This window comes from Streptomyces sp. NPDC096013, from assembly GCF_044763565.1.
GTDB lineage: Bacteria > Actinomycetota > Actinomycetes > Streptomycetales > Streptomycetaceae > Streptomyces.
The window spans coordinates 143,631-167,487 of record NZ_JBIWGK010000007.1; the positions used below are offsets into that span (position 1 = coordinate 143,631).

Here is a 23,857-nt window from a genome sequence, read left to right on the forward strand (position 1 = left end):
GGGCGGGCCGGCAGGTTGTCCTCCCGTCAGCAGGGGATACGCACAAGAGCCCGGTTTTCGAGGATCACTCCTCGAGAACCGGGCTCTTCTTGACCAAATCCTGGCCGAAAGCCGCCTCCGGTCAGCCGATCGTGGGGTCCGCCGACAGATGCGCCTCGGTCGGGCTCGTCGCGTCCCCGCTCGCCGCCGCGCGTTCCTGACCGGCGTTCCGCGTCTCGGACTTGACCGCGAGATTCCGGACGGCGGTGTTGAACTGCTCGATGGAGGTGGGCTCGTCCGGGCCGAGCAGGTACTCCTTGAGTTCCTTGCGGTCCGCGGCCATCGGGTCGGCGTCCGGGGTGCGGACCGCCGCGAGCAACTCGTCCAGTTCCGCTGCCTTGTTGGAGAGGATCACGGCCGCGCGCACCGCGGTGTTCTGCCGCTTGAACTCCTCGACGCCCAGCTTCGCGGAGTCCGTGACCGCGTACGGCTTGCCGCTCGCGATGAAGTCGGAGACCACGCTGGAGATGTCGGAGACCATCGCGTCGGAGACGTTGAAGCAGTCGTACAGGCGCGGTTCGGCGCCCGCGATGACGCGGTGCTCGTAGGTGCCGAAGGAGTTCCAGTACGCGGTGTTCCACTCGGCGCGCAGCCGGGCGATCTCCTCGTACTTGGCCAGGTCGACCACGCCGTCGCGGGTCATCTCGGCCTCGTCGCCCTTGTCGGCGCCGCCGCCGGAGAGTTCGGCGATACGGGCCTCGATGCGCGCGAGGTCGGCCTTGGCCTTGGTCCGGACGGCCGCGTCGGCCTGGAAGCGGGGGTCGGTCGCGCGCTGGGCGGCGGCCTTCTCGACGAGGGCGGTGACCTTGCGGTGCGCGGAGCCGGCCGCGGGGCTGACGGTGCCGGTGAAGGGGTGCGGCTTGTACAGCACGCGCACCGGCGGGTCGGCCTTGAGCAGCTTCTTCACGATGTTCTCGCCGGCCAGCAGCAGGGAGGTGTTGCCGGGGTCGTTGTCCCAGCCCTCCCAGGTGGGGGCGTAGAGGACCGTGGGGATACGGCCGTCGGGGACGCCCTGCCAGGTCTGGATGGGGGCGAGCTGGGGGCGGCCGACCTCGACGATGTCCTCGTCGCGGACACCGACGTCGGCGATGGCGTAGCGGTCGCGGCCCGCGCGGCCGGCGGTCCACACCTCGTCGTAGACCTTGCTGAACGGGTTGACGCTGGCCAGCTTGTCGCTGTCGCCGTGGCCGATGAAGACGTGCTTCATGGTGGGGACGCGGAGCAGGTGGATGTTCTTGCCGACGTTGGCCGCGTAGAGCGCGACGCGCACGGTCGACAGGTCCATGTTCATCAGGTGCACACCGCCGGGCACGCAGATGACGGGGGCCTTGGTGGGGGCGAGGTTCTGGAGTATCACGCGCTCACGGAGCAGGACGAGCGGCCGGGTGTCCAGCTCCTCCATGGTCTCCAGCCACATGTTGACCTGGTACGCCGAGTCCTTGGAGCCGGAGAAGTAGAGCACCGTCTGCGGCTTGTACTCGTGCAGCCAGTCGTCGACGGCGGCGAGGATGACCTCGGGCGTCGGCGGGATCTTCGTACCCCGTATGTACGGCAGGAGCGCGAGGACGTAGAGGCTGCCCAGGGCCAGGGTGAGGCCGATGCCGATGAAGCCCGCGACGGCCGAGTCGAGCTGGGCGGCGATCAGCAGGCCCACGACGGCGAACAGGTCGAGGTGGAGCATCTTCTCGGCGGAGCGCTCCAGCAGGCCGAACTTCGGGGCGTCCGGGATGCGGATGCGCGCGCCGAGGTCGACGTTGCGGGTGGCGACCGGCATCCGGCGGCGGTTGCGGATCAGGGTGACGACCGCGCCGTGCGGGGCCTGGAGGCCGTAGAAGGCGATGAAGCAGGCGATGGCGCCGTAGAAGATGAGGTTGTTGGAGAGGTCCATGCGGGCCAGCAGCAGGATCAGCAGGAGCTGGCGGATCAGGAAGCGGATGGAGAGGCCCGCTCTGACCTTGCTGAGCCGGTTGATCAGGTAGCTGGCCTGGCGGTGGAGGTAGTGGTCCGCGACGTAGGTGACGACGGCCGCGGCGGCGAAGGCGGGCACGCTCGGGATGAGGGCGGCCAGCATGAGGACCGGGTATCCCAGCATCATGAGGACGGCGGCGGCCAGCTCAGCCGCGCTGCCCACCCTGGCCACGCGAATAGCGGTGGAAATCACTGATAAACCTGCTCTTGGGGGTTTCGAGTAATTTACCGGGAACTCAGAGGCAGGCTTAATTAAACGCCGTCCTGGACGTCGAGAACCGAGGCGAGGGCGGCCTCGAAGCCGGAGGCCTTGGCCGCGCCGGCCGTCGGGTCCTGCTGGCGGACGTCGATGACATGGCCGGTCAGCTCGGACAGCAGCACGTCGAGCGAGGTGCGGGCCACGGCCTCGGAGGACAGCAGCGTGCCGGCGGGCTCCTGGCCGAAGGCCTTGGTGCGCATCGGGGTGGCGGTGCGCTCCGGGTTGATGCAGTTCACGCGGATGCCGTCGCCGGCCCACTCGTCCGACAGGGCCTGCGTGAGGTTGACCATCGCGGCCTTGGTCGAGGAGTACAGGCTGTACTCGGCGCGGCCGCGCGTGTAGCTGCTGGAGGTGTAGAGCAGCAGCTGGCCCTTGGTCTCGGCCAGGTACTTGTACGCGGAACGGGCGATCTGCACGGGCGCCAGGTAGTTGACCTTCAGCGCCTCCTCGATCGTGGCGTTGTCCGTCTCGGCCAGCTTGCCGATGCGCAGCACGCCCGCGGTGTTGATGACGTAGTCGATGCGCCCGGTCTCGCCGTACGCCTTGGACAGCGCGTCGTCGACCTCCTCGGGGTTCTCGACGTGCGTGCCGGTGGTCGAGCGGCCCAGCGCGTACACCGTGGCGCCGTAGCCCTCGGCCACCTCGGCGATGTCCTTGCCGATGCCGTAGGAGCCGCCGAAGACGACCAGGGTCCTGCCGGTGAGCAGCTCGCGGTAGGCGGCCTCGTCGACCTGCTCGGGGGCGGCGGTGGAGGCGAGCTGGAAGAGCTTGTCGGCGATGAAGACGTCGACGGGCTGGGTGACCTTCATGTTGTACTCGTCGCCCGCGACGACGTGGATCGGCACGTCCGGCAGGTACTTGAGCACGACCGAACAGTCGTCCGTGGCCTGGAAGTTGGGGTCACCGGCCGCGACCTCGTAGGCGCGGCGGATCGTGGACAGCTTGAACGCCTGGGGCGTCTGGCCGCGGCGGAGCCGGGAGCGGTCCGGGATCTCGGTGATGAACTCGCCGTCGTCGCCGTGGGTGCGGGTCACGATGATGGTGTCGGCGGACGGGATGGCCACGTCCACGGCCTGGAAGCGCTCCAGGGCCACCACGCAGTCGTCGATCACGCGCCGCGAGAGCAGGGGGCGCACGGCGTCGTGGAAGAGGACGTTGCGGTCCTCGCCCTCGGCCAGGCCCTCGCCGAGGGCGGCGATGGCGCGCTCGGTGGTCTCGTTCCTCGTCGAGCCGCCCTCGATGATCCGGGTGACCTTCTTGAAGCCGGCCTTGGCGACGATCTTCTCGATGTCCGGGACGTAGCCCGGAGCCATCAGCACGATGATGTCGTCGATCGAGTCGGCGTTCTCGAAGGTGGTCAGGGTGTGCTCGATGACTGCCTTGCCGGCGATCTTCAGCAGCTGCTTGGGGATCGAGAGACCCACCCGCTGGCCGGTACCGCCGGCCAGGATCACTGCGGTGGTGCGGGGCTTGGCTATGTGCGACACAGGTGACCTTGACCTACCTCGGGACAACGGGGGAACTCGCAAATGGTCCCACTCGCGGTTACCGCAGTGCAAGGCGAGTGACCTCCGCCGCATATGTGCGCGACACCTGTCATTCATCTTGCACTGCCGGTAACCGGGTGATGACGCGTTCAGCGGCGGCGCAGCCTCTTCAGACAGCGGTGTCCGAGAACGCGCACGAGTTCCTTCGACGACGTCTGGTGAACGGTCCGCGCCTTCGCCGGCGCGGAGTGCCGCACGGGCGCCGAGGCCGCCGCCGCGAGCGCCCCGTAGAGCGCCTGCGCGGCCACTTCGGGCGCGATCCGCGGCGCCCCTGGCACCTTCTCCACCCCTTCGGGTACGGCCGAGAGGAGTGCCGTGTCCCCTACGATCCGGACGCCCGTGGCGGCGATGGTGCCGGCCATCTCGGCGCCGATCGCGCCCGCCGCCTCGACAGCCCACCGCGGCGTGGTGATCTTCACGTCCTGCGGAGTGGGGCTGCACGCATTCTTCATATGCATGACCGCGCCGTTGCGCACGAGCTTGGAATACAGCTCGTCGGGGAGTCCATTTCCGCGGAATTCCACGTTCAGCTTCCGCAGCATTTCGGTCTCGGCGAGGGTGAGGGAACGGTTCGCCGCGTCCGGCACCGGCCGCAGGAGGCCGGCGGGCAGTCCGAGCAGCGCCTCGAAGGTGCGGAGCAGTCCGTCCCGGTCGCCGTCGTCGACCACGACGACGGTCACCCGCTCGGGGCCGACGGCCCGGGCCCACCGCTCGACCAGCCGGTCGTGCCGGTGCCGCCGCCAGAAGCTGGGGTTGGGCTGCTCGTACGGCGCCTTGCGGAGCATGTGCTCCAGCCAGTCGCCGTAGCCCATGCGCAGGCCGTTCTGCACGTACTGCTGCCACTGGGAGGGCATGATCCTCGCCAGCGGGCGCAGGGTGATCAGGACGTGCACGCGCTCGCCGCCGAGCTGTTCCACGATCCTGGCGAGGGTCTCGTCGTCCTGGGCGTCGGCGAAGAACTCGCTGCTGATCACCGAGGTGCGTCCGCCGGTGGCGCGCACGGCGTCGAGGAGACGCGTCCAGTGCTTGTCGGTGGGCACGGTGTCGCCCATCATCGCGGGCCGGGCGCAGGCGGCGAGGGCCGCTTCCATCGGGTGCCTGCTGTGCGCGGGGAAGTCGACGCCGTGCGCGGGCATCGTGTCCTTCGCGGCGAAGAGCGCGCCCTGGATGGCGGTGGTCCCGGTCTTGTGCGGGCCGATGTGCAGCAGCCGGGTCCCGACGGGCAACGCTTCGTCAATACAATCCGTCTCCATGGTTAACGGAAGGTAAGAGTTGTTCCTGAGTTTGACCTGAGAGGGGCCTGGGACACGGATGAGTCCCAGGCCCCGTCACACAGGGTTCACGGAGGTCAGACCACGCGGACGCCGGGATCGTCCGACTCCACCCGGAGCGAGGCATACGTGCTCGCGGTCGCCGTGGGCTTCAGCACGGTGTCCACGACTCTCACCTGCGCGTCGACACCGTCCTTGCGGATGTCGAACAGGTGGTAGCCGCGGTGGGCGTCGATCACCTTCCAGTGCGGGTTGTCCGCCATCAGCGGGTCCCACTGGGCGTGGAAGGCGGCCTGGTCCTGGTCGCCGTTGCTGGAGATCGACGTCCCCACGAACTCGGCGCCGACGACGTCGGAGTCCGGATCGGCGAAGTCCTCCTTGAGGTCGCTGATCATCGTGAGGTGACGGTCGCCGCTGAGCACCAGGGGGTTGCGGACGGATCTGAAGTCCTCCAGCAGCGCGTTGCGCTCGGCCTGGTAGCCGTCCCAGGCGTCGTAGAACCACTCCTTGCCCGGGCCGAGCAGGATGTCCGTCTCGGCCATCATGATCTGCGAGGCGATGACGTTCCAGCGCGCGGGCGAGTGCTTCAGCCCCCTGAGCAGCCATGCCTTCTGCTCCGCGCCCATCATCGTCATCGCCGGGTCCTGGGCACCGGCCTGCGTGGTTGCCTGGTCGCTGCGGAACTGCCGGGTGTCCAGGACGTTCAGGCGCATCAGGCGGCCGAACTCGAACCGCCGGTACATCTGGATGTGCGGCCCGTTCGGTACGGCGCTCGCGCGCACCGGCATGTGCTCGTAGTACGCCTGGAAGGCCGCCGTCAGCCGCGCCACGAACGCGTCGTGCGACTGCTTGTCGGGGTCCTGCGGGACCTCCCCCGCCCAGTCGTTGTCGACCTCGTGGTCGTCGAAGGTGACGACCCAGGGGGTGTGGGCGTGCATGGCCAGCAGATCGGGGTCGCCGCGGTACTGCGCGTACCGGTTGCGGTACTGCACCAGGCTGTACGGCTCCCCGGTCCCCTCGTGCCGGCGCGGCCCGGCGCCCGAGGGCGCCGACTCGTAGATGTAGTCACCGACGAAGAGCACGAAGTCGGGGTCCTGGGCGAGCATGTCGGCGTACGGCGTGAAGTAGCCGTTCTGCCAGTTCTGGCAGGAGGCGAGCGCGACGCGGAGCCGGCCGCCGGAGCTGTTCGGGTGCGGCGCGGTGCGGGTGCGGCCGGTGGCGGAGAGCTGGCCGCCGGCGCGGAAGCGGTACCAGTACTCGCGGCCGGGGCGCAGTCCCCGCACGTCCACGTGGACGCTGTGCCCGAACTCGGGCCGGGCGGGGGCGATCCCGCGGCGCAGGGTCTTTCCGAAGCGGGCGTCCTCGGCGAGTTCCCACTCCACCGGGACCACGCGGTCGGGCATCCCGCCGCCGTTCAGCGGGTCGGGGGCGAGCCGTGTCCACAGGACGATGCCGTCGGGCAGCGGGTCCCCGGAGGAGACGCCGAGGGTGAACACACCGTCGGGGAGCGGGGTTTCGGCGGCCCGGGCCGAGTTCGGCAGCCAGAGCTGGGCGGAGGCGGCGGCCCCGAGCACCGCCGCGCCGGCCGCGAGAAAACGTCGTCGATCGGGTGATACGGCTCCGGTCATCGTTGAACTCCCTTGCGACGTTGGCCTCTTGGGTCACTTGGAAGCCTCACAGTGCGCGGAGTCCCGCCTGTTGAACAGTAAGTATCGCGTCCATGACAAATGAGAGCACAGCAAGAGACCCGTTACTCCGGGAGCAACGGGTCTCGGCCGTATTGGTCACGCCGGCGAATGATCTTCACGCCGAACGGACGAACCCGACGCGGGCGAGGCGCCGGACGGGTCGGTCAGAAGGGCTTGAAGTCGTCGAACTCCTGGGCCGCCTCGTCCCGCTCGGCCTGGTTGTCACGGCGCCGCTGCGCCGCCGGACGCGGGGCCTCGAAGCGGTGGTCCTCGCCACGACGGCCCAGCATCTCCGCACCGGCCATGACGGTCGGCTCCCAGTCGAAGACGACCGCGTTGTCCTCGGGGCCGATCGCGACGCCGTCGCCGGAGCGGGCACCCGCCTTCATCAGCGAGTCCTCCACACCGAGGCGGTTGAGCCGGTCGGCGAGGTAGCCCACGGCCTCGTCGTTGCTGAAGTCGGTCTGGCGGACCCAGCGTTCGGGCTTCTCGCCGCGCACGCGGAAGAGGCCATCCTCCTCCTGCACGACGGTGAAGCCGCTGTCGTCGACCGCCTTCGGGCGGATGACGATCCGGGTCGCCTCCTCCTTCGGCTTCGCGGCACGCGACGCGGCGACGAACTCCGCGATGGCGAAGGACAGTTCACGCAGTCCGGTATGCGCGACCGCCGAGATCTCGAAGACGCGGTAGCCGCGCGCCTCCAGGTCGGGGCGGACCATCTCGGCTAGGTCCTTGCCGTCCGGAACGTCGATCTTGTTCAGGACGACCATGCGCGGACGGCGGTCGAGGCCGCCGTACTGCTTCAGCTCCTCCTCGATCATGTCGAGGTCGGAGATCGGGTCGCGCTCGGACTCCAGCGTCGCGGTGTCCAGGACGTGCACGAGTACGCTGCACCGCTCGACGTGGCGCAGGAACTCCAGGCCGAGGCCCTTGCCCTGGCTCGCGCCGGGGATGAGACCGGGGACGTCGGCGATCGTGTAGACCGTCTCGCCCGCCGTCACCACGCCGAGGTTCGGGACCAGGGTCGTGAAGGGGTAGTCGGCGATCTTCGGCTTGGCCGCGCTCAGCACCGAGATCAGCGAGGACTTGCCGGCGCTCGGGTAGCCGACCAGGGCCACGTCGGCGACCGTCTTCAGTTCGAGGACGATGTCCTGGAGGTCACCGGGGACGCCGAGGAGCGCGAAACCCGGGGCCTTGCGGCGGGCCGAGGCCAGCGCCGCGTTGCCGAGGCCGCCCCGGCCGCCCTGCGCGGCGACGTACGAGGTGCCGTGGCCGACCAGGTCGGCGAGCACGTTGCCCGCGCGGTCGAGCACGACCGTGCCGTCCGGCACCGGCAGGACCAGGTCCTGGCCGTCCTTGCCGGAGCGGTTGCCGCCCTCGCCGGGCTTGCCGTTGGTGGCCTTGCGGTGCGGAGAGTGGTGGTAGTCGAGCAGCGTGGTCACGGACTGGTCGACGGTGAGGATGACGTCCCCGCCCCGTCCGCCGTTGCCGCCGTCCGGGCCGCCGAGCGGCTTGAACTTCTCACGGTGGACGGAGGCACAGCCGTGGCCTCCGTTACCCGCGGCGACATGCAGCTCGACGCGGTCCACGAAGGTGGTCATGGGATGTGCCTCCAGTTACGTACAAGAAAGTCTTGGGGGTGCAGCCACGTGCTGCTACCAGTAGAAACACGCGAAAGGCGGACCCGCTTCCCGGAAGGGAAGTGAGGTCCGCCTCGCGAAAGCTTCCGATCAGTCGCCAGAATCAGCTAGCTGAATCAGCTACCTGAATGCTTCAGGCGACCGGAACGATGTTCACGACCTTGCGGCCACGGTGCGTACCGAACTCCACCGCACCGGCGTTCAGCGCGAACAGCGTGTCGTCGCCGCCACGGCCGACGCCCGAACCGGGGTGGAAGTGGGTGCCGCGCTGGCGGACCAGGATCTCACCAGCGTTGACGACCTGACCGCCGAAGCGCTTCACGCCGAGCCGCTGGGCATTGGAGTCGCGACCGTTCCGGGTGGACGATGCGCCCTTCTTGTGTGCCATCTCTCCTCAGTCCCTTACTTCGCAGCCGCGGGGATCTCAGTGACCTTGATCGCCGTGTACTGCTGGCGGTGGCCCTGACGACGGCGGTAGCCGGTCTTGTTCTTGTAGCGAAGGATGTCGATCTTGACGCCCTTGTGGTGGTCCACGATCTCGGCCTGGACCTTGATGCCGGCCAGCACCCACGGGTCGCTGGTCACAGCGTCGCCGTCGACAACGAGCAGGGTCGAGAGCTCGACCGTGTCGCCAACCTTGGCAGTGGAAATCTTGTCAACCTCAACGATGTCGCCGACAGCAACCTTGTGCTGGCGACCACCGCTGCGCACGATGGCGTACACGCTGATCTCACTCTCTCGCTCTGGGACGGCACCCCCGCAGTCCAGCCGCCCTGCAGAGCAGACGGCCTCTCCCGGCGGAACACGCCCGGGAGGAAGAGGTTTACGGGGATGTGGCGTGTCACCTGTGGACACGCCGACAGTCAAGGTTACGGGGCCGCGGCCGAACGGGTCAAACCGGGCCCGTGGGGAGTACGACCGGTCACAGGGACCGGCCGCACCCACCCGGGGTTCAGCCCTCGTCGGTGGAGGCGGTGACGGAGGACGGGTTCGTCTGCTCCGCCGCCGCGGTCTTCTTCGACGTGGTCTTGGCGGCCTTCTTGGCCGTCGTCTTCTTCGCGGCCGTCTTCTTGGCCGCGGTCTTGGTGGCCGCCGTCTTCTTGGCGACCGCCTTCTTCGCCGGGGCCTTCTTGGCGGCCTTGCGAGCGGCCGTCTTCTTGGCCGGAGCCGCTGCCTCGGCATCCGCTTCGGCCTCGGCGACCGGCGCCTCCACCGCGGCCGACGGCACGACCGTCACGGCCGCCTCCTCGGACGCGGTCGGCGCGGTGGCCTTGCGCACGGCACGACGCCGCGGGCGGGCCGGAGCCGCGCTCTCGGCGGGCGCCTCGGGCTGCTCGACGGGCGCGGGCGCCTCGACGACCACCGGAGCGGCCTCGGTCACCGTCACCACGGCGGCCTCCTCGGACCCGGCCGGTGACCCGGCGGGCGCGGTCGCCTTACGGGTCGCACGACGGCGCGTACGCCCCTTGGGCGCGGCATCGTCGGCCACCGGAGCCTCGACGACCGGCGCCGGGGTCTCCTCGGCCGCGGGAGCCTCAACCACCGGGTCCTCCACGGCGACGGGCTCGGCCTGCGCGACAGCGGCCGGCTCGGCCTCCTCACGCACCTCGCGCGACTGCCGCTCGCCCCGCGGCGCACCGGCCGGAGCCGACGCCCGCCGGCTCGTCCGGCGCCGCGAACGCCCGCCACGGGTGGCCGCGGCCTCCGCCTCGGCGGCGCTGCTGTACAGGTCCTCGTCGGGACGGAACTCGGTTTCGGCGAACGGCACCGGCATGGCGACCTCGGCCGCCAGCTCCGCCTCGGTCTCGACCTCGTCGTCGGCCACGTCGTGCTCGTGCTCGTGCGTGTCGTGACCGTCGTGGACGTCCTGGCCGCTTCCGTCACCACCGCGTCCGCGCCGCTTGCGCTTGCCCCCGCCACCGACCGAGGTCGGCTGCTCCATGTGCACGATGACACCGCGGCCGTTGCAGTGGACACAGGTCTCGGAGAAGGACTCCAGCAGGCCCTGCCCGACCCGCTTGCGGGTCATCTGGACCAGGCCCAGCGAGGTGACCTCGGCGACCTGGTGCTTGGTGCGGTCGCGTCCGAGGCATTCGAGCAGACGGCGCAGGACCAGGTCGCGGTTGGACTCCAGGACCATGTCGATGAAGTCGATGACGACGATGCCGCCCAGGTCGCGCAGCCGCAGCTGGCGCACGATCTCCTCGGCCGCCTCCAGGTTGTTCCTGGTCACGGTCTCTTCGAGGTTGCCGCCCTGACCGGTGAACTTGCCGGTGTTGACGTCGATCACGATCATCGCTTCGGTCTTGTCGATGACCAGCGAACCGCCGCTCGGCAGCCAGACCTTGCGGTCCAGGGCCTTCATCAGCTGCTCGTCGATGCGGTACGACGCGAAGACGTCGACCTCGGAGGTCCAGCGGGAGAGCCGGTCGGCGAGGTCGGGAGCGACGTGCGCGACATAGCCGTGGATGGTGTCCCACGCCTCGTCGCCGCTGACGATGACCTTGGTGAAGTCCTCGTTGAAGATGTCGCGCACGACGCGGACGGTCATGTCCGGCTCGCCGTACAGCAGAGTCGGCGCGTTGCCGCTCTTCGACTTCTTCTGGATGTCCTCCCACTGCGCCTGGAGGCGTTCGACGTCACGGCGCAGCTCGTCCTCGCTCGCGCCCTCGGCGGCGGTGCGCACGATGACGCCCGCGTCCTCGGGGACGATCTTCTTGAGGATGGTCTTCAGCCGGGCCCGCTCGGTGTCGGGCAGCTTGCGGCTGATGCCGGTCATCGAGCCCTCGGGGACGTACACGAGGTACCGCCCGGGCAGGGAGACCTGGCTGGTCAGACGCGCGCCCTTGTGGCCGATCGGGTCCTTGGTGACCTGCACGAGGACCGACTGGCCGGACTTCAGGGCGGACTCGATGCGGCGCGGCCCGTTGGCCATGCCGAGCGCCTCGAAGTTGACCTCACCGGCGTACAGGACCGCGTTGCGCCCCTTGCCGATGTCGATGAACGCGGCCTCCATGGAGGGCAGCACGTTCTGGACCTTGCCCAGGTAGACGTTGCCGACGTACGAGGTCGACTGCTCCTTGTTGACGTAGTGCTCGACGAGCACCCCGTCCTCCAGGACGCCGATCTGCGTGCGCTCGCCGGTCTGCCGGACGACCATCACGCGCTCGACGGCCTCGCGGCGGGCGAGGAACTCCGCCTCGGTGATGATCGGGACGCGGCGGCGCCCCTGCTCGCGGCCTTCGCGGCGGCGCTGCTTCTTGGCCTCCAGGCGCGTGGAGCCCTTGATGGACTGCACCTCGTCGCTCGGGTGGTCGTCCTTCTTGGCGCGCGGCTCGCGGACCTTGACGACGGTGCGCTCGGGGTCGTCCGACGACGAGTTCGTCTCGCTCTCGCCGCCCGAGTCACCGGCGCGACGACGCCGACGGCGCCGACGACGGCTGCTGCTCGACCCGGAACCGCCCTGGTCGTCGTCCGCCTCCTCGGCGTCCTCCTCGACCTGCTCGGCGGTGTCCTCGGAATCCTGCGCGGCCTGCTCGGCGGCGTACTCCTCGCCGTCCTCGCCCTCGTCCTCACCGGTGGCGGACTCGCCACGGCGACGACGCCGGCCACCACGCCGACGGCGGCGGCGCGAGCCGGTCTCCTCGGCCTCGTCACCGTCGGCGGAGTCCTCGGCCTCGTCGGCCTCCTCGGGCTCCTCCTCCACGACGGCGGCCTCGACGGCGGCGGGTGCCTCGGGCTCGGCCTCGACGGCGGCACCCCGGCGACGACGCCGACGGCGACCGCCGGTCTCCTCCTCGACGACCTCGGCCGCGGCGGGCTCCGGTGCGGCGACGACCTCTTCCTCGTCGTCCTCCACGGCCTCGGCGGCGGCAGCGGCGGCGGCGCGCTCCGGCGTCTGGAACATGGGCTCGGTGAAGACGGGGGCCTGGAACACGGCCACGGCGGGCCGACGCGGGCGGCGCGGGCCGTCCTCTTCCTCGGCCGCGTTCCCGTTCTTGGGCGCGGGCGCGGAGAACCCTCCGGCGGCGGTGCGCACGGCCCGGCGGCGACGGCGCGGCCCGGTCTCCTCGACCGGCTCGGCGTCCGTCCCGGTCTGCGCGGTGGTCTCGTCCTTCACAGGGGCCTCCTCGCCCACGGGCGTCCCGGCAGGCGCGGAGACACGGCGCGTGGCGCGACGACGGCTCCGGCCCCGCCCGGCATCCTCGTCGGACGCGGCGGCGGCGGACCCTTCGGTCACTTCTTCGGTCACTGCGGTGGCTTCAGCGCTCTCGGCGGCCTCGACGGCCTCGGGCGCCCCGGCGGGCGTGGACACCCGGCGCGTGGCACGCCGGCGCGTACGCCCTGCGGGCGCGGGGGCCTCTTCCTCCGCGGCGGCGGGCGCCTCGACGGCGGCAGGCGCGGTCGCGGGCTCCTCCACCGGCTCAGGCTCGGTCGCGGCGGCCGGCGCTACGGTCTCCGGCTCGGCAGCCGGCGCGACGGTCTCGGGCGCGGTCACCCGGCGCGTGGCACGACGGCGACCGCGGCGCGGCGCGGCGTCCTCGTCGGACGCGACGGCCGGCGTCTCTTCCTCGACGGCGGCGGGCGCGGCGGCGGCAACGGCCGGCACCACGATCTCGGCCGCCTCGGGCACCTCATTCGCCTCGGGCGCACCGGCGGGCGCGGACACCCGCCGGGTGGCACGCCGACGCGGGCGCCCGGCAGGCGCCGCCTCGTCCGCCACCGGTGTCTCCGCGGCAGCGGGCGCCACAACGCTCTCGTCGGCCCCGCTCTTCTCTTCCGCGGCGCTCACCTCGGCCGGTATGGCCGGAGCGCTGTTCTCGACCGCGCCCTCGGCGGCGGTCGGCGGTCCCGCTGGGCGAGACGCGGCGCGGCGCCTGCGGCGCGGCGGCAGCGTGTCGCTCGGGCTGTTCAGTTCGGAACCCTCTGCGGGTTCGGTCGGTTCAAGCATGCGGGCGTTTCTCCCGTCAGGCTCCCGGGCGCCGCGCCTGGTCCGGCATGGATGCCGGTGACGTCCGCGGCTCGCGCGTTGCGCGGTGCCGCCGTCCGGGGCGCGGGCGCCGCACGGGAGCTCTCTGTGTCCTGTCTCGCCGGTTCCGTACGCCCAGATGCGGACGGCCTGGCGAAAGTCTTGTGGTCGGTGCGCCGCCCGACCCAGGTGGCTCCCGAGTCCGAGGGCTGCGCTACGACGTCCGTCCTACGCGGAACCTTCCCTACACCGGCGCCTTCGCGGCGGCGGCTTCGGCGACCGTGCGGTGCGCGGTCTCTGCTGCCTCGCGGTCGGGCGCGAGCGGGTCGGTCACCGTGCCGGTCTCTTCATCGAACAGCCCCTGCGCCAGCCTGGTCACCGCTGCGGCGACCGGCGGCGCCAGGTCGGCCACGGCGCGAAGACCGGACAGGACGTCGTCGGGTCGAACGGCAGGCGTCACGTGCCGAACAACCAGCCGCAGTATCGCACAGGCCTGGTCCGTTGGCCCATCAGGAGGCGCGGCTTCAGCCGCTCCAGTGGAGCCGACGCTCGCGTCGGGCTGTGGACCGAGCGTCTCAAGATGCGCTACGGCCGGGCGGGCGTCGAACGTCCGCATGCCGTTCTTGGCCATGCGCTGGACCTCGACGCTCTCGGCCGCGTTGAACGCGGCCACCGCGCGCTCGGCGTCCTCGGGTGCCACCCCGTCGAGCCGCAGCTCCCAGACGGAAGCCGTGAGCCGGTCGGCGAGCCCGGAGGTCCGGGCCTCGACCGCGTCGATGATGTCGAGGCCCACGGGCATCGACTCGTCGAGCAACTCGCGCAGCTTGCCGGGGTCGCGCTCGGCGGTGAGCGCGATCTCCAGGTACTCGGCCTCACTGCCCGTGCCGGTGGGTGCGGCATTGGCGTACGACACCTTCGGATGCGGCGTGAACCCCGCCGAGTACGCCATCGGCACCTCGGCGCGGCGCAGCGCACGCTCGAAGGCGCGCTGGAAGTCACGGTGGCTGGTGAACCGGAGGCGGCCGCGCTTGGTGTAGCGCAGTCGGATGCGCTGCACCGCGGGTGCGGGCGGCGGGCCTTCGGGCTGTCGCTTGCCCAGTGTCCTAGTCCTTCGTGAGAACGGTCGTACTCCTACCAAGAGTACGTGTCTCGTCGCCGATCGGTTCCCGCGCCTCCACCGGCCGGGGCACGCGCGGCTCGCCGAAAACCATCCGCCGGAAGTCCGCGCGGGCCTGCCGGGCGGAGTCGCGGACGGCGGTCAGCACCTGCCGGGTGACCCGTCCCGCGGCGCGTGCGGCCTCGGCGGCGGGGCGCAGCACGAGGTCCCGTACGACGTGTCCGACCGGGGTGAGGATCGTCCGGTACACCCAGCTCACGGGCTCGACGAAGATCCACCGGAAGAGGGTCGCGAGGACCCGTCCCACGGCGAGGGAGAGGTGCCCGGCGATCCGCCAGGCGTGCCCGAGGGCGTCCCACACCTCCCGCCCGATGACGGCGAGGACCCGCCCGACCGGGGTCAGCACCCAGCGCCAGAGGCCGATCGCGGGCAGCACGAGCAGAATCCGGGCGGTCCAGTACAGGACGGCACCGATCCCGGTACCGACCGCCTTCACCAGCCACAGCACACCGCGCCCGCACCAGGCGACGGCCCGCCCGACCGGCGCGAGGACCCAGGCGTACAGCCACTGGGCGGGCACGACGAGCAGATACCGCCCGAGCCAGGCCACGACGGCGGTCACCCCGCCGGCGACCCACGCCACACCGGCGGCCACTCCGTTGAGGACCCACGCGCACGCGTGCCCGACGGGGGTGAGCACGCGCGCGTAGACCCACGCCAGCGCGCTCCCGATCAGGCGGGCGCTCCAGGCGAGGCCGTGTCCGAACGGGGTGACCACATACCGGTACAGCCAGACGAGCGGCACCGGGAGAAGAACGTCGGCGAGCCGACCGAGCGCCTTGGCGAGCGGCACGACCACGTACCGCCACAGCGCCACCCACGGCCACACGAACACCGCGCGCGCCACCGGCCGCAGCACGGTCCGGTACAGGAACCGCCCGCCGGCCACCAGCGCGTCCCAGACCAGCCGCACCGGCACCACGAGCACGAGCACGACGATGCGCACCGGGACGCGGATCGCGACGGCGAGACACCCCTCGGGCGGCTGCGGCGACGGCCGCGCGGAGGGCGGCTTCTCGAATTCCATGGGGGCGTCCATATCCACCAGGACGCCTCAGCGCCCTGTTCGTATCCAGTACCGCAGTTTCCCGTCCCGCTCGTCCTCCAGCTCCCCGCCGCCGGCCTCGATCACCTTGCGGGACGCGATGTTGGTGACATCGCAGGTCACGAGGACCGGGTCCAGACCCAGCGCTTGAGCGTACGGCAGCACGTCACGCAGCATCGCGGTCGCGTGCCCCCGGCGCCGGGCCCCGGGCCGGACGCCGTACCCGATGTGACCGCCGTAGTCGAGGAGCCATTGAGTGAGGCGGTGGCGTACCTGGATGCGGCCGAGGTAGGTGGCGCCGTCCACGTACCAGTACCAGGTGCTGGGCACGAACCCCTCGGGCCGCCGCCCGTCCTCCGCCTCCTCCTGCCGCACCGCCTCGACGTACCGCTCGAAGCCCTCCGGCTGCCGCCAGGCACCGCCGTGCTCCCGCAGTTCACGCGCCAGCGTGCCCCCGAAGAAGTCGTCCTCCGCGAGGTGCTCGTGCACGGCGTCCAGAAACGAGACCCGGAACCGCGCGTCGGGCAGGATCAGTTCAGGCATCGGTCAAGGGTAGGGGTCGGCAGGCGGCGACAGGAGTGCGTCGACGATCTCCCCCCGTGGCGCGGCCAGTTGGTGACCGAGCGCCTCGGCTAGGCCGACGTGGTCCGCGCGGGAAACTCCTCATCGCGGCCCAGAAAGCGGTGAGTTGAGGTGAGGGCCGCGTTGAATCGGATTCCGCCCCGGCGCCCCGGAGATCAGCCCCCGCAACAAGATGGTCGGCGTGACGACGGTGGCCGAGTGGGTCGCCGCGCTCTGAACTCCCTATATTGATGGGCGTACTTGAGGCCCGTACGCGAGAGGTCTCGGTCGACGTCGGTGCGATCCGGGGGGATTGACGCTCGTGGGACCCGTCAGAACACGCGGGGCGCCAGTGCTGGCCGCCCTCTGCGCCATGGCCGCCGTGCTCCTTCTCACCGCCTGCGGGACACAGCGCGCGGGCGGCGCGGACGGCGCGACACCGACCGGGCCGATCCCCTGGACGACGGGGCAGCCCGCGCGGGTCACGGCGGCCCAACTGGCCGACGATCAGCGCACCTTGACCCTGACCGCCCAGGTCCCCGACGGCAAGAATCCGTGCGTGCGTGCGCTCAAGGCCGTGGTCACCGACACCGAGAACAACACCGTGTGGGTCCAGATCACCTTCTCCTCCCCCTCGGGGGACAGAAGCTCCGGCTGCACCAGGGAACGGTCGGCCTCGACGCGCGTCCGGCTGCCCCGGCCCCTGGGCAACCAGAAGCTGGTCGTCGACCACGACAACCAATTCACCACCGACGGCGCCACATTGCCCGCCCTGCGCCTGTGCGGGGAACTCGGCTGCCACCCGCCGGCCACCGGCTGCACCAGCGCCTCCTACGATCAGGCGCTGATCGCGGCCGACGCCCCCGCGCACACCTACCGCGACGCGGAACACTGCGACGGCACATGGCTGGTCCTCGACTTCTCCTGGCCCACGGGCCCGGTCTGCGGCGACACGACCGCGACCCCGGCGGGCTGCTCGTCCCGGCTGGGCGACCGCTGGTTCTTCCGCGCCGAGCCCGCCGGCTGGGCAGCGATCACGTCGAGCGCGACGGGCGGCTGCGCGGCCGTGCGACGCGCGGAACCCGCCTTCCCCACGGCGCTGTGCGAGGGCCTGGCCCCGCTCTCCCCCTCCCTGCACCCGAGTTACCCGCCGCCCTCACCGACCGGCAGGTAACTCGGGTGTCGCCGAAGGGACTTCAGCCCTGCGCCACGGGCCGGATGACGATCTCGTTGACGTCGACCTCGGCGGGCTGGTTGACGGCGTAGACGATCGCCTCGCCGATCGCGGCGGCCGGGATCGCGATGGCCATCATCTCGTCGGCGACCGCGCGCATGTCCAAGTCGTCGATGCTGTCGGTCAGTTCGGTACGGGTCAGGCCAGGACTGATCACGGTGACGCGCAGGTCGCGGCTCTCCTGCCGGAGCCCCTCGGAGATGGCCCGGACGGCGTACTTGGTCGCGCAGTAGACGGCCGCGGTCGGATCGACGCGGTGCCCGGCGACGGAGGCGACGTTCACGACGTGCCCCGCGCCCTGCTCGCGCATGACGGGCAGCACCGCGGCGATGCCGTGCAGCACACCGCGGATGTTCACGTCGATCATGCGGTTCCACTCGTCGACCTTCAGCGCCTCCAGCACCGCCAGGGGCATCACGCCCGCGTTGTTGACGAGCACGTCGACCCGGCCGTACGACTCGTGCGCGGCCCGGACGAAGTCCTGGACGCTCTCCAGGCTGGTCACGTCCACCTCCCGGTGACCGGCCGTGCCGCCCGCCGCCCGGATCTCCTCGGCCAGGGCGGCGAGGCGGTCGGCGCGCCGGGCGCCGAGGAACACCCGGTGCCCGGCGGCGGCCAGCAGCCGGGCCGTGGCCTCGCCGATACCGCTGCTCGCGCCGGTGACCAGGACGGCCTTGCCGGGGCCGGGGGTGGAGGGGACGGTGGTGGTCATGGGTGCAGCCCTTCGAGGTAAGCCGGTGACAGCAGGTGAAAGCCGGTCCACGCGACGGTGATCCCGCGCGCTCCCCGTGCTTTCCGTGCCCTCCGAGCATCGGCGGGATCGCCCCGATGAGGCAGGACGGGGCTTCCGGGGTGCGCCACTCCTAGGAACCGCGAGGGCGCCGTAAACTTTCGGAATGGACGGCGTGGACGGCATGGACGGTTCGGTCGGTTACCCGCTCGGTGACTTCCTGCGGGCGCGGCGCTCCCGGCTGACGCCCGCGGAGGTGGGTTTTCCCAGCTCAGGGTCGCGCCGGGTGGCCGGGCTGCGGCGCGAGGAGGTCGCCGTGCTGGCCGGGGTCAGCGCCGACTACTACGCCCGGCTGGAGCAGGGCCGCGAGCGCAGCCCGTCGGGGCAGGTCGTCGATGCCATCGCCCACGCCCTGCGCCTCGACACGGACGCCCGCTGGCACGCGTACCGCCTGGCGGGCCTGGTACCGAGGCCCGTCCCGGAGAGGCCGTCCGACGAGGTGGACCCGGCGCTGCTCCAGCTGATGCACGGGTTCCCCGCGGCGGCGGCGTACATCATCAACCGGCGCCTGGAGGTTCTCGCGTCGAACCCGCTGGCCGACGCGCTGCTCGCGCCCCTGGGCGACCGGCGCCGCATGGTCCGCTCCCTGTTCCTGGACCCGGCAGCCCGGGAGCTCTTCGCCGACTGGCCACACGTCGCCCGCTGCTCCGCCGAGGCGCTGCGCCTGGCCACGGGCCACGACCGGGACGACCGCGAACTCGACTCCCTGATCGCCGAACTCCTCAGTGACAGCGAGGAGTTCGCGACGCTGTGGCAGCAGCACAGCGTCAGCAGGCCGGGCCGCCAGTCCAAGACCTTCAACCACCCGGACGCGGGCCGCATCACGCTCACGTACCAGACGTTCGACGTGCAGAGCGCCCCCGGCCAGTCCCTCCTGGTGGGCACGGCGGAGCCGGACACAGAGGACGCGGCAGCGCTGGCCCGGCTGGGGTCCCCGCACACGGCCGGAACCCCCGGGGCGACCCTGCCGTCAGCGGGCCAGCGCCCGGCGAGCCAGTCCGTGTAGTGCGTGGCGAGCCAATCCGTGTAGTGCGTGGCGGCGCTCCGGGCGCCGTCCGGAGCGGTGAGGACGTCTCCGGGGGCGGCGGCGAACATGCCGGCGGCGTCACCGGTGACCACGGAACCCGCACCACCCTTGGCGGCCAGGGCGAGCCAGCCGATTGCATCTAGGCCCGAGACCCGCCGACGCGGCCCGCCGCCCACCGATGAGTTCCGGAACCCGGCGGGGTCTACCCCGTACCAGGGGACAGCCCTGCCCACACCACGAGCTCTGTGAGGGACCATGACCGCCGACGCACTGCCACCCGTCGTGGACACCGCGACATGGGAGTCCCAGCTCGCAGCCCTCCGCACCCGCGAGAAGGCCGCGACCCGGGAGCTGGACGCCATCGCCGCCGAGCGTCGTCGCCTGCCGATGGTGAAGATGCCCGACTACACCCTGGAGGGCGCGGACGGCCCCGTCCGCCTGGCGGACCTCTTCGACGGCAAGCGCCAGTTGATCGTCTACAACCACATGTGGTTCGCCGACAAGGAATGGCAGTGCCCGGGCTGCACCGGATTCACCTCGCAGTTCACCCGCCTGGAGTTCCTGGACAACTACGACGCCCGGTTCGTCATCGTCACCCAGGGCCCGATCGACGAGGCCCTCGCCTACAAGGAGCGCGTCGGCAACCGGATGCCCTGGTACTCGACCGCGAACAGCCCCTTCGGCACCGACGTGGGAGCCCCGCCGGACGGCGGCTTCGCCGTCAACGTCTTCCTCCGCGACGGCGACACCGTCTACCGCACCTGGCACACCAACGGCCGCGGCACCGAGCAGCTCACCCACACCTTCGCCCTGATCGACCTCCTGCCCTACGGCCGCCAGGAGGAGTGGCAGGACTCCCCCGCCGGCTGGCCCCAGTCCCCCACCTACAGCGGCTGGGCGGGCTCGAAGGACATCGCGGCGCTCTACGGCCCCAACTCCGGCTGAGGGGCGAGGAGTTCACCGGCCGGGCGACAGCCCTATAGAGGGGGTGGGGCCGACAGGGCTGCCCACCCCCGTCCGGGGTCCGCGGGTTGTCGCCCTCAACGGGGGGCGAGCGCACACCTCAGTGCGTGTGCCCGCTCCCCGCAGGCTGCTTCACCGTCAGCGGCAGCAGCTTCTTGCCCGTCGGGCCGATCTGGATCTGGGTGTCCATCTGCGGGCACACCCCGCAGTCGAAGCACGGTGTCCACCGGCAGTCCTCGACCTCTGTCTCGTCGAGGGCGTCCTGCCAGTCCTCCCAGAGCCAGTCCTTGTCGAGGCCGGAGTCGAGGTGGTCCCAGGGGAGGACCTCCTCGTAGGTCTTCTCGCGGGTGGTGTACCAGTCGACGTCGACGCCGAAGGCGGGCAGCGTCTTCTCGGCGCAGCGCATCCAGCGGTCGTAGGAGAAGTGCTCGCGCCAGCCGTCGAAGCGGCCGCCGTCCTCGTAGACCGCGCGGATGACCGCGCCGATGCGGCGGTCGCCGCGGGAGAGCAGGCCCTCGACGATGCCGGGCTTGCCGTCGTGGTAGCGGAAGCCGATCGAGCGGCCGTACTTCTTGTCGCCGCGGATCTTGTCGCGGAGCTTGGTGAGGCGGGCGTCCGTCTCCTCCGCGCTCAGCTGCGGGGCCCACTGGAACGGCGTGTGGGGCTTGGGGACGAAGCCGCCGATGGAGACCGTGCAGCGGATGTCGTTCTGGCCGGAGACCTTGCGGCCCTCGGCGATCACGTTCATCGCCATGTCGGCGATCTGGAGGACGTCCTCGTCGGTCTCGGTCGGGAGGCCGCACATGAAGTACAGCTTCACCTGGCGCCAGCCGTTGCCGTACGCCGTGGAGACCGTGCGGATCAGATCCTCTTCCGAGACCATCTTGTTGATGACCTTGCGCAGGCGCTCGGAGCCGCCCTCGGGGGCGAAGGTGAGGCCGGACCGCCGTCCGTTGCGCGTGAGTTCGTTCGCGAGGTCGACGTTGAACGCGTCCACGCGGGTCGAGGGGAGGGACAGGCCGACCTTGTCCTCCTCGTAGCGGTCCGCGAGGCCCTTCGCGATCTCGGCGATCTCCGAGTGATCCGCCGAGGACAGGGACAGCAGGCCGACCTCCTCGAAGCCGGTCGCCTTGAGGCCCTTCTCGACCATCTCGCCGATGCCCGTGATGGACCGCTCCCGCACCGGGCGCGTGATCATGCCGGCCTGGCAGAAACGGCAGCCGCGCGTGCAGCCGCGGAAGATCTCGACCGACATCCGCTCATGGACCGTCTCGGCGAGCGGGACCAGCGGCTGCTTCGGGTACGGCCATTCGTCGAGGTCCATGACGGTGTGCTTCGACACCCGCCACGGGACACCGCTCCTGTTCGGTACGACCCGCGCGATACGGGCGTCCGGGAGGTACTCGACGTCGTAGAAGGCCGGGATGTAGACCGAGCCCGTCTTCGCCAGGCGGAAGAGGACCTCCTCGCGGCCGCCGGGGCGGCCCTCCGCCTTCCAGCCGCGGATGATCTTCGTCATGTCGAGCACGGCCTGCTCGCCGTCGCCGATGATCACCGCGTCGACGAAGTCGGCGATCGGCTCGGGGTTGAAGGCCGCGTGGCCGCCGGCCAGCACGATCGGGTCGTCGAGCGTCCGGTCCTTCGACTCCAGCGGGATGCCCGCGAGGTCCAGGGCCGTGAGCATGTTCGTGTAGCCGAGTTCGGTGGAGAAGCTCAGGCCGAAGACGTCGAACGCGCCCACCGGGCGGTGACTGTCGACCGTGAACTGCGGGACCTTGTGCTCCCGCATCAGCGCCTCCAGGTCCGGCCACACGCTGTACGTGCGCTCGGCGAGGACGCCCTCCTGCTCGTTCAGGACCTCGTAGAGGATCATGACGCCCTGGTTGGGCAGGCCGACCTCGTAGGCGTCCGGGTACATCAGCGCCCAGCGGACGTCGCACGACTCCCACGGCTTGACGGTGGAGTTGAGCTCGCCGCCGACGTACTGGATCGGCTTCTGCACATGCGGGAGCAGGGCTTCGAGCTGCGGAAACACGGACTCTGCGGCCGCAGCGACTTCGGCAGGCATCTCGCGAACCTTCGTGAGCGGGACTGAACGGACGGGTGACCATCCAGACTAACGCGATCCCGGACCTCACCCGTACGCACCAGCGGTCACACCTGGACGGACCCCTCGGCCACGATCGCCTTCCACGCCTCCGGCAGGGCCGTCTCCACCCCGGCCGCCCGCTGCTCCTCGCGCCCGTACAGCACCCCGTACGTGAAGGAGCTCTCGCCCGCCGCGTGCGCCACCGCGGACAGCTCCCGCAGGGTCACCCGGACCATCACGCTGTCCTGGTGCTCACCGAGCAGGCTGGTCAGCGACTTCATCGACTTGGCGAGCGCGCGGGCCGGGGCGCCGAGCGCCGGGGTCGCCGCCTCCGCCGCGTACCGCGTGCGCTTCGCCTTCTTGCGCGCCTCGTGCAGCGCGAGGTCACGGTCCGCGCCGGGCGGCGCCTCCATCGCCTCCGCGACGAGCGCGGAAACCTTCCCGAAGTCCTTGCGTACGGCCTTGGCGATCACCTTCTCCGGCTTGCCGGCGGCGTCCGGCAGCAGGGGCGGTTCGGCGATCAGCGCGTCCAGGGTGTCGAGGAGCGCGAGGTAGCGCCGGGAGTCGAGGACGCCGATCAGCCGGCGCCGCGAGCCGCCGCGCCGGGCGTTGGCCCAGGTGCGCAGCCGGGTGCGGATCGGGCCGGAGATCAGGGTGCGGGGCAGTTCGCCGAGGACCGTCGCCAGCCGCTCGGTCATCACCTCACGGTCCCGGTCGACCCCCAACTCCCCTGCCAGCCACTTCAGTTCCTCGCCGACCGGGTCGGTGACCCCGCGGTCGAGGACCTTCCCGAACGACCGGAACGTGCTGCGCAGCCGCCGGGTGGCGACCCGCATCCGGTGCACCGAGTCGTACGCGTCCTGCCGTACGGCCGGGTCGAGTTCGAGGATCGCGTCGCGCTGGGCGCGGACGTAGGCGAGGACGTGGTCGCCCGCGGTGACCGGGTCCCGCGGGGCGGACGCGGACGCCTTGCGCTTCTTCTTCGCGGACCCCGGAGCCGTCTCCCGCAGCGCCCTGGCCAGCTTGGAGGACGACGAGGACGGCTGTACGCCCGCCTTGCGCAGCCGCTTCTCCACCTTGTCGAGAAACACCGGGTCGCCGCCCTCGGCGAGTTCGACCTCGATCTCGGTCCACTGGGCGGTGCCGCCGCCCTCGGTGAGGCGCTCCGCGTGTACGGCGTCCACGCTGACCTCGGCGAGGAGCTTGCCCTCGGCGTCCACGAGGTGGCGTACGTCGCGGTCGGAGCGCAGGCGGACGACGGGCATCAGCTCGGCCTCGCGGACGCGGGCGCGGACCAGGCCCGCGAGGGTGCGCGGCACGGTGTCGGAGAGGGGTTCGCGGATCTCGTCGCGGACGCCGGGCGCGACCGGCACCTTCAGGTGCCAGCCCGCGTCGGAGCCGCCGGTGCGGCGGCGCAGGGTGAGTGCGGCGGCGGCGAGGCGTTCGTCGGCCGTGTCGTAGTACACGGCGTCGAGGTTCATGACGCCTTTGTCGATGACGGTCGCGACGCCGGCGACGGCGGTCAGGTCGGGCAGACCGCTGTCGTCGGACTCGTACTTACGCTCGATCTCGCGCTGGGTGTCCGCCATG

The 23,857-nt window shown here is 71.2% G+C and carries 17 protein-coding genes; 3 read left to right on the plus strand and 14 right to left on the minus strand.

The features are described 5' to 3' along the window. Positions 1–121 precede the first annotated feature (121 nt). From ACIRB1_RS24195 to ACIRB1_RS24245, 11 genes are all read right to left on the minus strand, one after another. Positions 122–2,200, minus strand: coding sequence for a hypothetical protein (locus ACIRB1_RS24195; RefSeq protein WP_403466920.1), 2,079 nt, complete (start codon positions 2,198–2,200; stop codon positions 122–124). A 59-nt stretch (positions 2,201–2,259) separates the two neighbouring features. Next, entirely contained in the window at positions 2,260–3,753 is a 1,494-nt protein-coding gene (locus ACIRB1_RS24200) for a bifunctional cytidylyltransferase/SDR family oxidoreductase (RefSeq protein WP_352182591.1), read from the minus strand. 149 nt (positions 3,754–3,902) lie between these two features. Beyond that, entirely contained in the window at positions 3,903–5,066 is a 1,164-nt protein-coding gene (locus ACIRB1_RS24205) for a hypothetical protein (RefSeq protein WP_403466921.1), read from the minus strand. A 95-nt stretch (positions 5,067–5,161) separates the two neighbouring features. Beyond that, the gene (locus ACIRB1_RS24210) at positions 5,162–6,712 is read right to left on the minus strand and encodes an alkaline phosphatase D family protein (RefSeq protein ID WP_352182589.1); all 1,551 of its coding nucleotides are present in this window, start codon (positions 6,710–6,712) and stop codon (positions 5,162–5,164) included. Between the two features lie 224 nt (positions 6,713–6,936). Next, positions 6,937–8,373 carry a GTPase ObgE gene (gene obgE, locus ACIRB1_RS24215; RefSeq protein WP_352182588.1) on the minus strand — a complete coding sequence of 479 codons (1,437 nt, stop codon included), beginning with the start codon at positions 8,371–8,373 and terminating at the stop codon, positions 6,937–6,939. 172 nt (positions 8,374–8,545) lie between these two features. Then, positions 8,546–8,800 (minus strand): 50S ribosomal protein L27, encoded by a 255-nt coding sequence (gene rpmA / locus ACIRB1_RS24220; RefSeq protein WP_019063244.1) that lies wholly within the window; start codon positions 8,798–8,800, stop codon positions 8,546–8,548. Between the two features lie 14 nt (positions 8,801–8,814). Then, positions 8,815–9,135, minus strand: a complete 321-nt coding sequence (gene rplU / locus ACIRB1_RS24225) for a 50S ribosomal protein L21 (protein ID WP_006374708.1) — start codon at positions 9,133–9,135, stop codon at positions 8,815–8,817. A gap of 229 nt (positions 9,136–9,364) precedes the next feature. After that, positions 9,365–13,363 (minus strand): Rne/Rng family ribonuclease, encoded by a 3,999-nt coding sequence (locus ACIRB1_RS24230; RefSeq protein WP_403466922.1) that lies wholly within the window; start codon positions 13,361–13,363, stop codon positions 9,365–9,367. 262 nt (positions 13,364–13,625) lie between these two features. After that, positions 13,626–14,438 carry a TIGR03936 family radical SAM-associated protein gene (locus tag ACIRB1_RS24235; RefSeq protein WP_403466923.1) on the minus strand — a complete coding sequence of 271 codons (813 nt, stop codon included), beginning with the start codon at positions 14,436–14,438 and terminating at the stop codon, positions 13,626–13,628. A 46-nt stretch (positions 14,439–14,484) separates the two neighbouring features. Then, complete coding sequence (locus tag ACIRB1_RS24240) at positions 14,485–15,585, minus strand: hypothetical protein (protein ID WP_403466924.1); 1,101 nt, start codon at positions 15,583–15,585, stop codon at positions 14,485–14,487. A gap of 27 nt (positions 15,586–15,612) precedes the next feature. Then, positions 15,613–16,146 carry a GNAT family N-acetyltransferase gene (locus tag ACIRB1_RS24245; RefSeq protein WP_403466925.1) on the minus strand — a complete coding sequence of 178 codons (534 nt, stop codon included), beginning with the start codon at positions 16,144–16,146 and terminating at the stop codon, positions 15,613–15,615. Between the two features lie 391 nt (positions 16,147–16,537). On the opposite strand from ACIRB1_RS24245, the gene ACIRB1_RS24250 reads away from it, so the two are divergent. After that, positions 16,538–17,338 carry a hypothetical protein gene (locus ACIRB1_RS24250; RefSeq protein WP_403466926.1) on the plus strand — a complete coding sequence of 267 codons (801 nt, stop codon included), beginning with the start codon at positions 16,538–16,540 and terminating at the stop codon, positions 17,336–17,338. Positions 17,339–17,360: 22 nt separating this feature from the next. Here the strand turns inward: ACIRB1_RS24250 and ACIRB1_RS24255 are convergent, their stop codons facing one another. Further along, positions 17,361–18,110 (minus strand): SDR family oxidoreductase, encoded by a 750-nt coding sequence (locus ACIRB1_RS24255; RefSeq protein WP_403466927.1) that lies wholly within the window; start codon positions 18,108–18,110, stop codon positions 17,361–17,363. A gap of 202 nt (positions 18,111–18,312) precedes the next feature. Here ACIRB1_RS24255 and ACIRB1_RS24260 point away from each other — a divergent pair, with 202 nt between their 5' ends. Together ACIRB1_RS24260 and ACIRB1_RS24265 are read left to right on the plus strand one after the other, a co-directional pair. Continuing rightward, entirely contained in the window at positions 18,313–19,194 is an 882-nt protein-coding gene (locus ACIRB1_RS24260; RefSeq protein ID WP_403467146.1) for a helix-turn-helix domain-containing protein, read from the plus strand. A gap of 276 nt (positions 19,195–19,470) precedes the next feature. Continuing rightward, positions 19,471–20,160 (plus strand): DUF899 domain-containing protein, encoded by a 690-nt coding sequence (locus ACIRB1_RS24265; protein WP_403466928.1) that lies wholly within the window; start codon positions 19,471–19,473, stop codon positions 20,158–20,160. Positions 20,161–20,278: 118 nt separating this feature from the next. Here ACIRB1_RS24265 and ACIRB1_RS24270 read toward each other — a convergent pair whose 3' ends face one another. Both ACIRB1_RS24270 and ACIRB1_RS24275 read right to left on the minus strand, forming a co-directional pair. Continuing rightward, positions 20,279–22,246, minus strand: a complete 1,968-nt coding sequence (locus ACIRB1_RS24270) for a TIGR03960 family B12-binding radical SAM protein (RefSeq protein WP_403466929.1) — start codon at positions 22,244–22,246, stop codon at positions 20,279–20,281. An 86-nt stretch (positions 22,247–22,332) separates the two neighbouring features. Then, on the minus strand, positions 22,333–23,856 hold the full coding sequence (locus ACIRB1_RS24275) for a CHAD domain-containing protein (RefSeq protein WP_403466930.1): 1,524 nt from the start codon (positions 23,854–23,856) through the stop codon (positions 22,333–22,335). Between the last annotated feature and the right edge of the window lies 1 nt (position 23,857).

What these genes read in the sequence shown, in the direction of transcription:
- ACIRB1_RS24230 (WP_403466922.1), bottom strand. Translation starts at nt 13,363, where the DNA reads ATGCTTGAACCGACCGAACCCGCAGAGGGTTCCGAACTGAACAGCCCG.
- ACIRB1_RS24210 (WP_352182589.1), bottom strand. Translation starts at nt 6,712, where the DNA reads ATGACCGGAGCCGTATCACCCGATCGACGACGTTTTCTCGCGGCCGGC.
- ACIRB1_RS24270 (WP_403466929.1), bottom strand. Translation starts at nt 22,246, where the DNA reads ATGCCTGCCGAAGTCGCTGCGGCCGCAGAGTCCGTGTTTCCGCAGCTC.
- ACIRB1_RS24250 (WP_403466926.1), top strand. Translation starts at nt 16,538, where the DNA reads ATGGCCGCCGTGCTCCTTCTCACCGCCTGCGGGACACAGCGCGCGGGC.
- rpmA (WP_019063244.1), bottom strand. Translation starts at nt 8,800, where the DNA reads ATGGCACACAAGAAGGGCGCATCGTCCACCCGGAACGGTCGCGACTCC.
- obgE (WP_352182588.1), bottom strand. Translation starts at nt 8,373, where the DNA reads ATGACCACCTTCGTGGACCGCGTCGAGCTGCATGTCGCCGCGGGTAAC.
- ACIRB1_RS24245 (WP_403466925.1), bottom strand. Translation starts at nt 16,146, where the DNA reads ATGCCTGAACTGATCCTGCCCGACGCGCGGTTCCGGGTCTCGTTTCTG.
- ACIRB1_RS24265 (WP_403466928.1), top strand. Translation starts at nt 19,471, where the DNA reads ATGACCGCCGACGCACTGCCACCCGTCGTGGACACCGCGACATGGGAG.
- ACIRB1_RS24255 (WP_403466927.1), bottom strand. Translation starts at nt 18,110, where the DNA reads ATGACCACCACCGTCCCCTCCACCCCCGGCCCCGGCAAGGCCGTCCTG.
- ACIRB1_RS24275 (WP_403466930.1), bottom strand. Translation starts at nt 23,856, where the DNA reads ATGGCGGACACCCAGCGCGAGATCGAGCGTAAGTACGAGTCCGACGAC.
- ACIRB1_RS24240 (WP_403466924.1), bottom strand. Translation starts at nt 15,585, where the DNA reads ATGGAATTCGAGAAGCCGCCCTCCGCGCGGCCGTCGCCGCAGCCGCCC.
- ACIRB1_RS24260 (WP_403467146.1), top strand. Translation starts at nt 18,313, where the DNA reads ATGGACGGTTCGGTCGGTTACCCGCTCGGTGACTTCCTGCGGGCGCGG.
- ACIRB1_RS24205 (WP_403466921.1), bottom strand. Translation starts at nt 5,066, where the DNA reads ATGGAGACGGATTGTATTGACGAAGCGTTGCCCGTCGGGACCCGGCTG.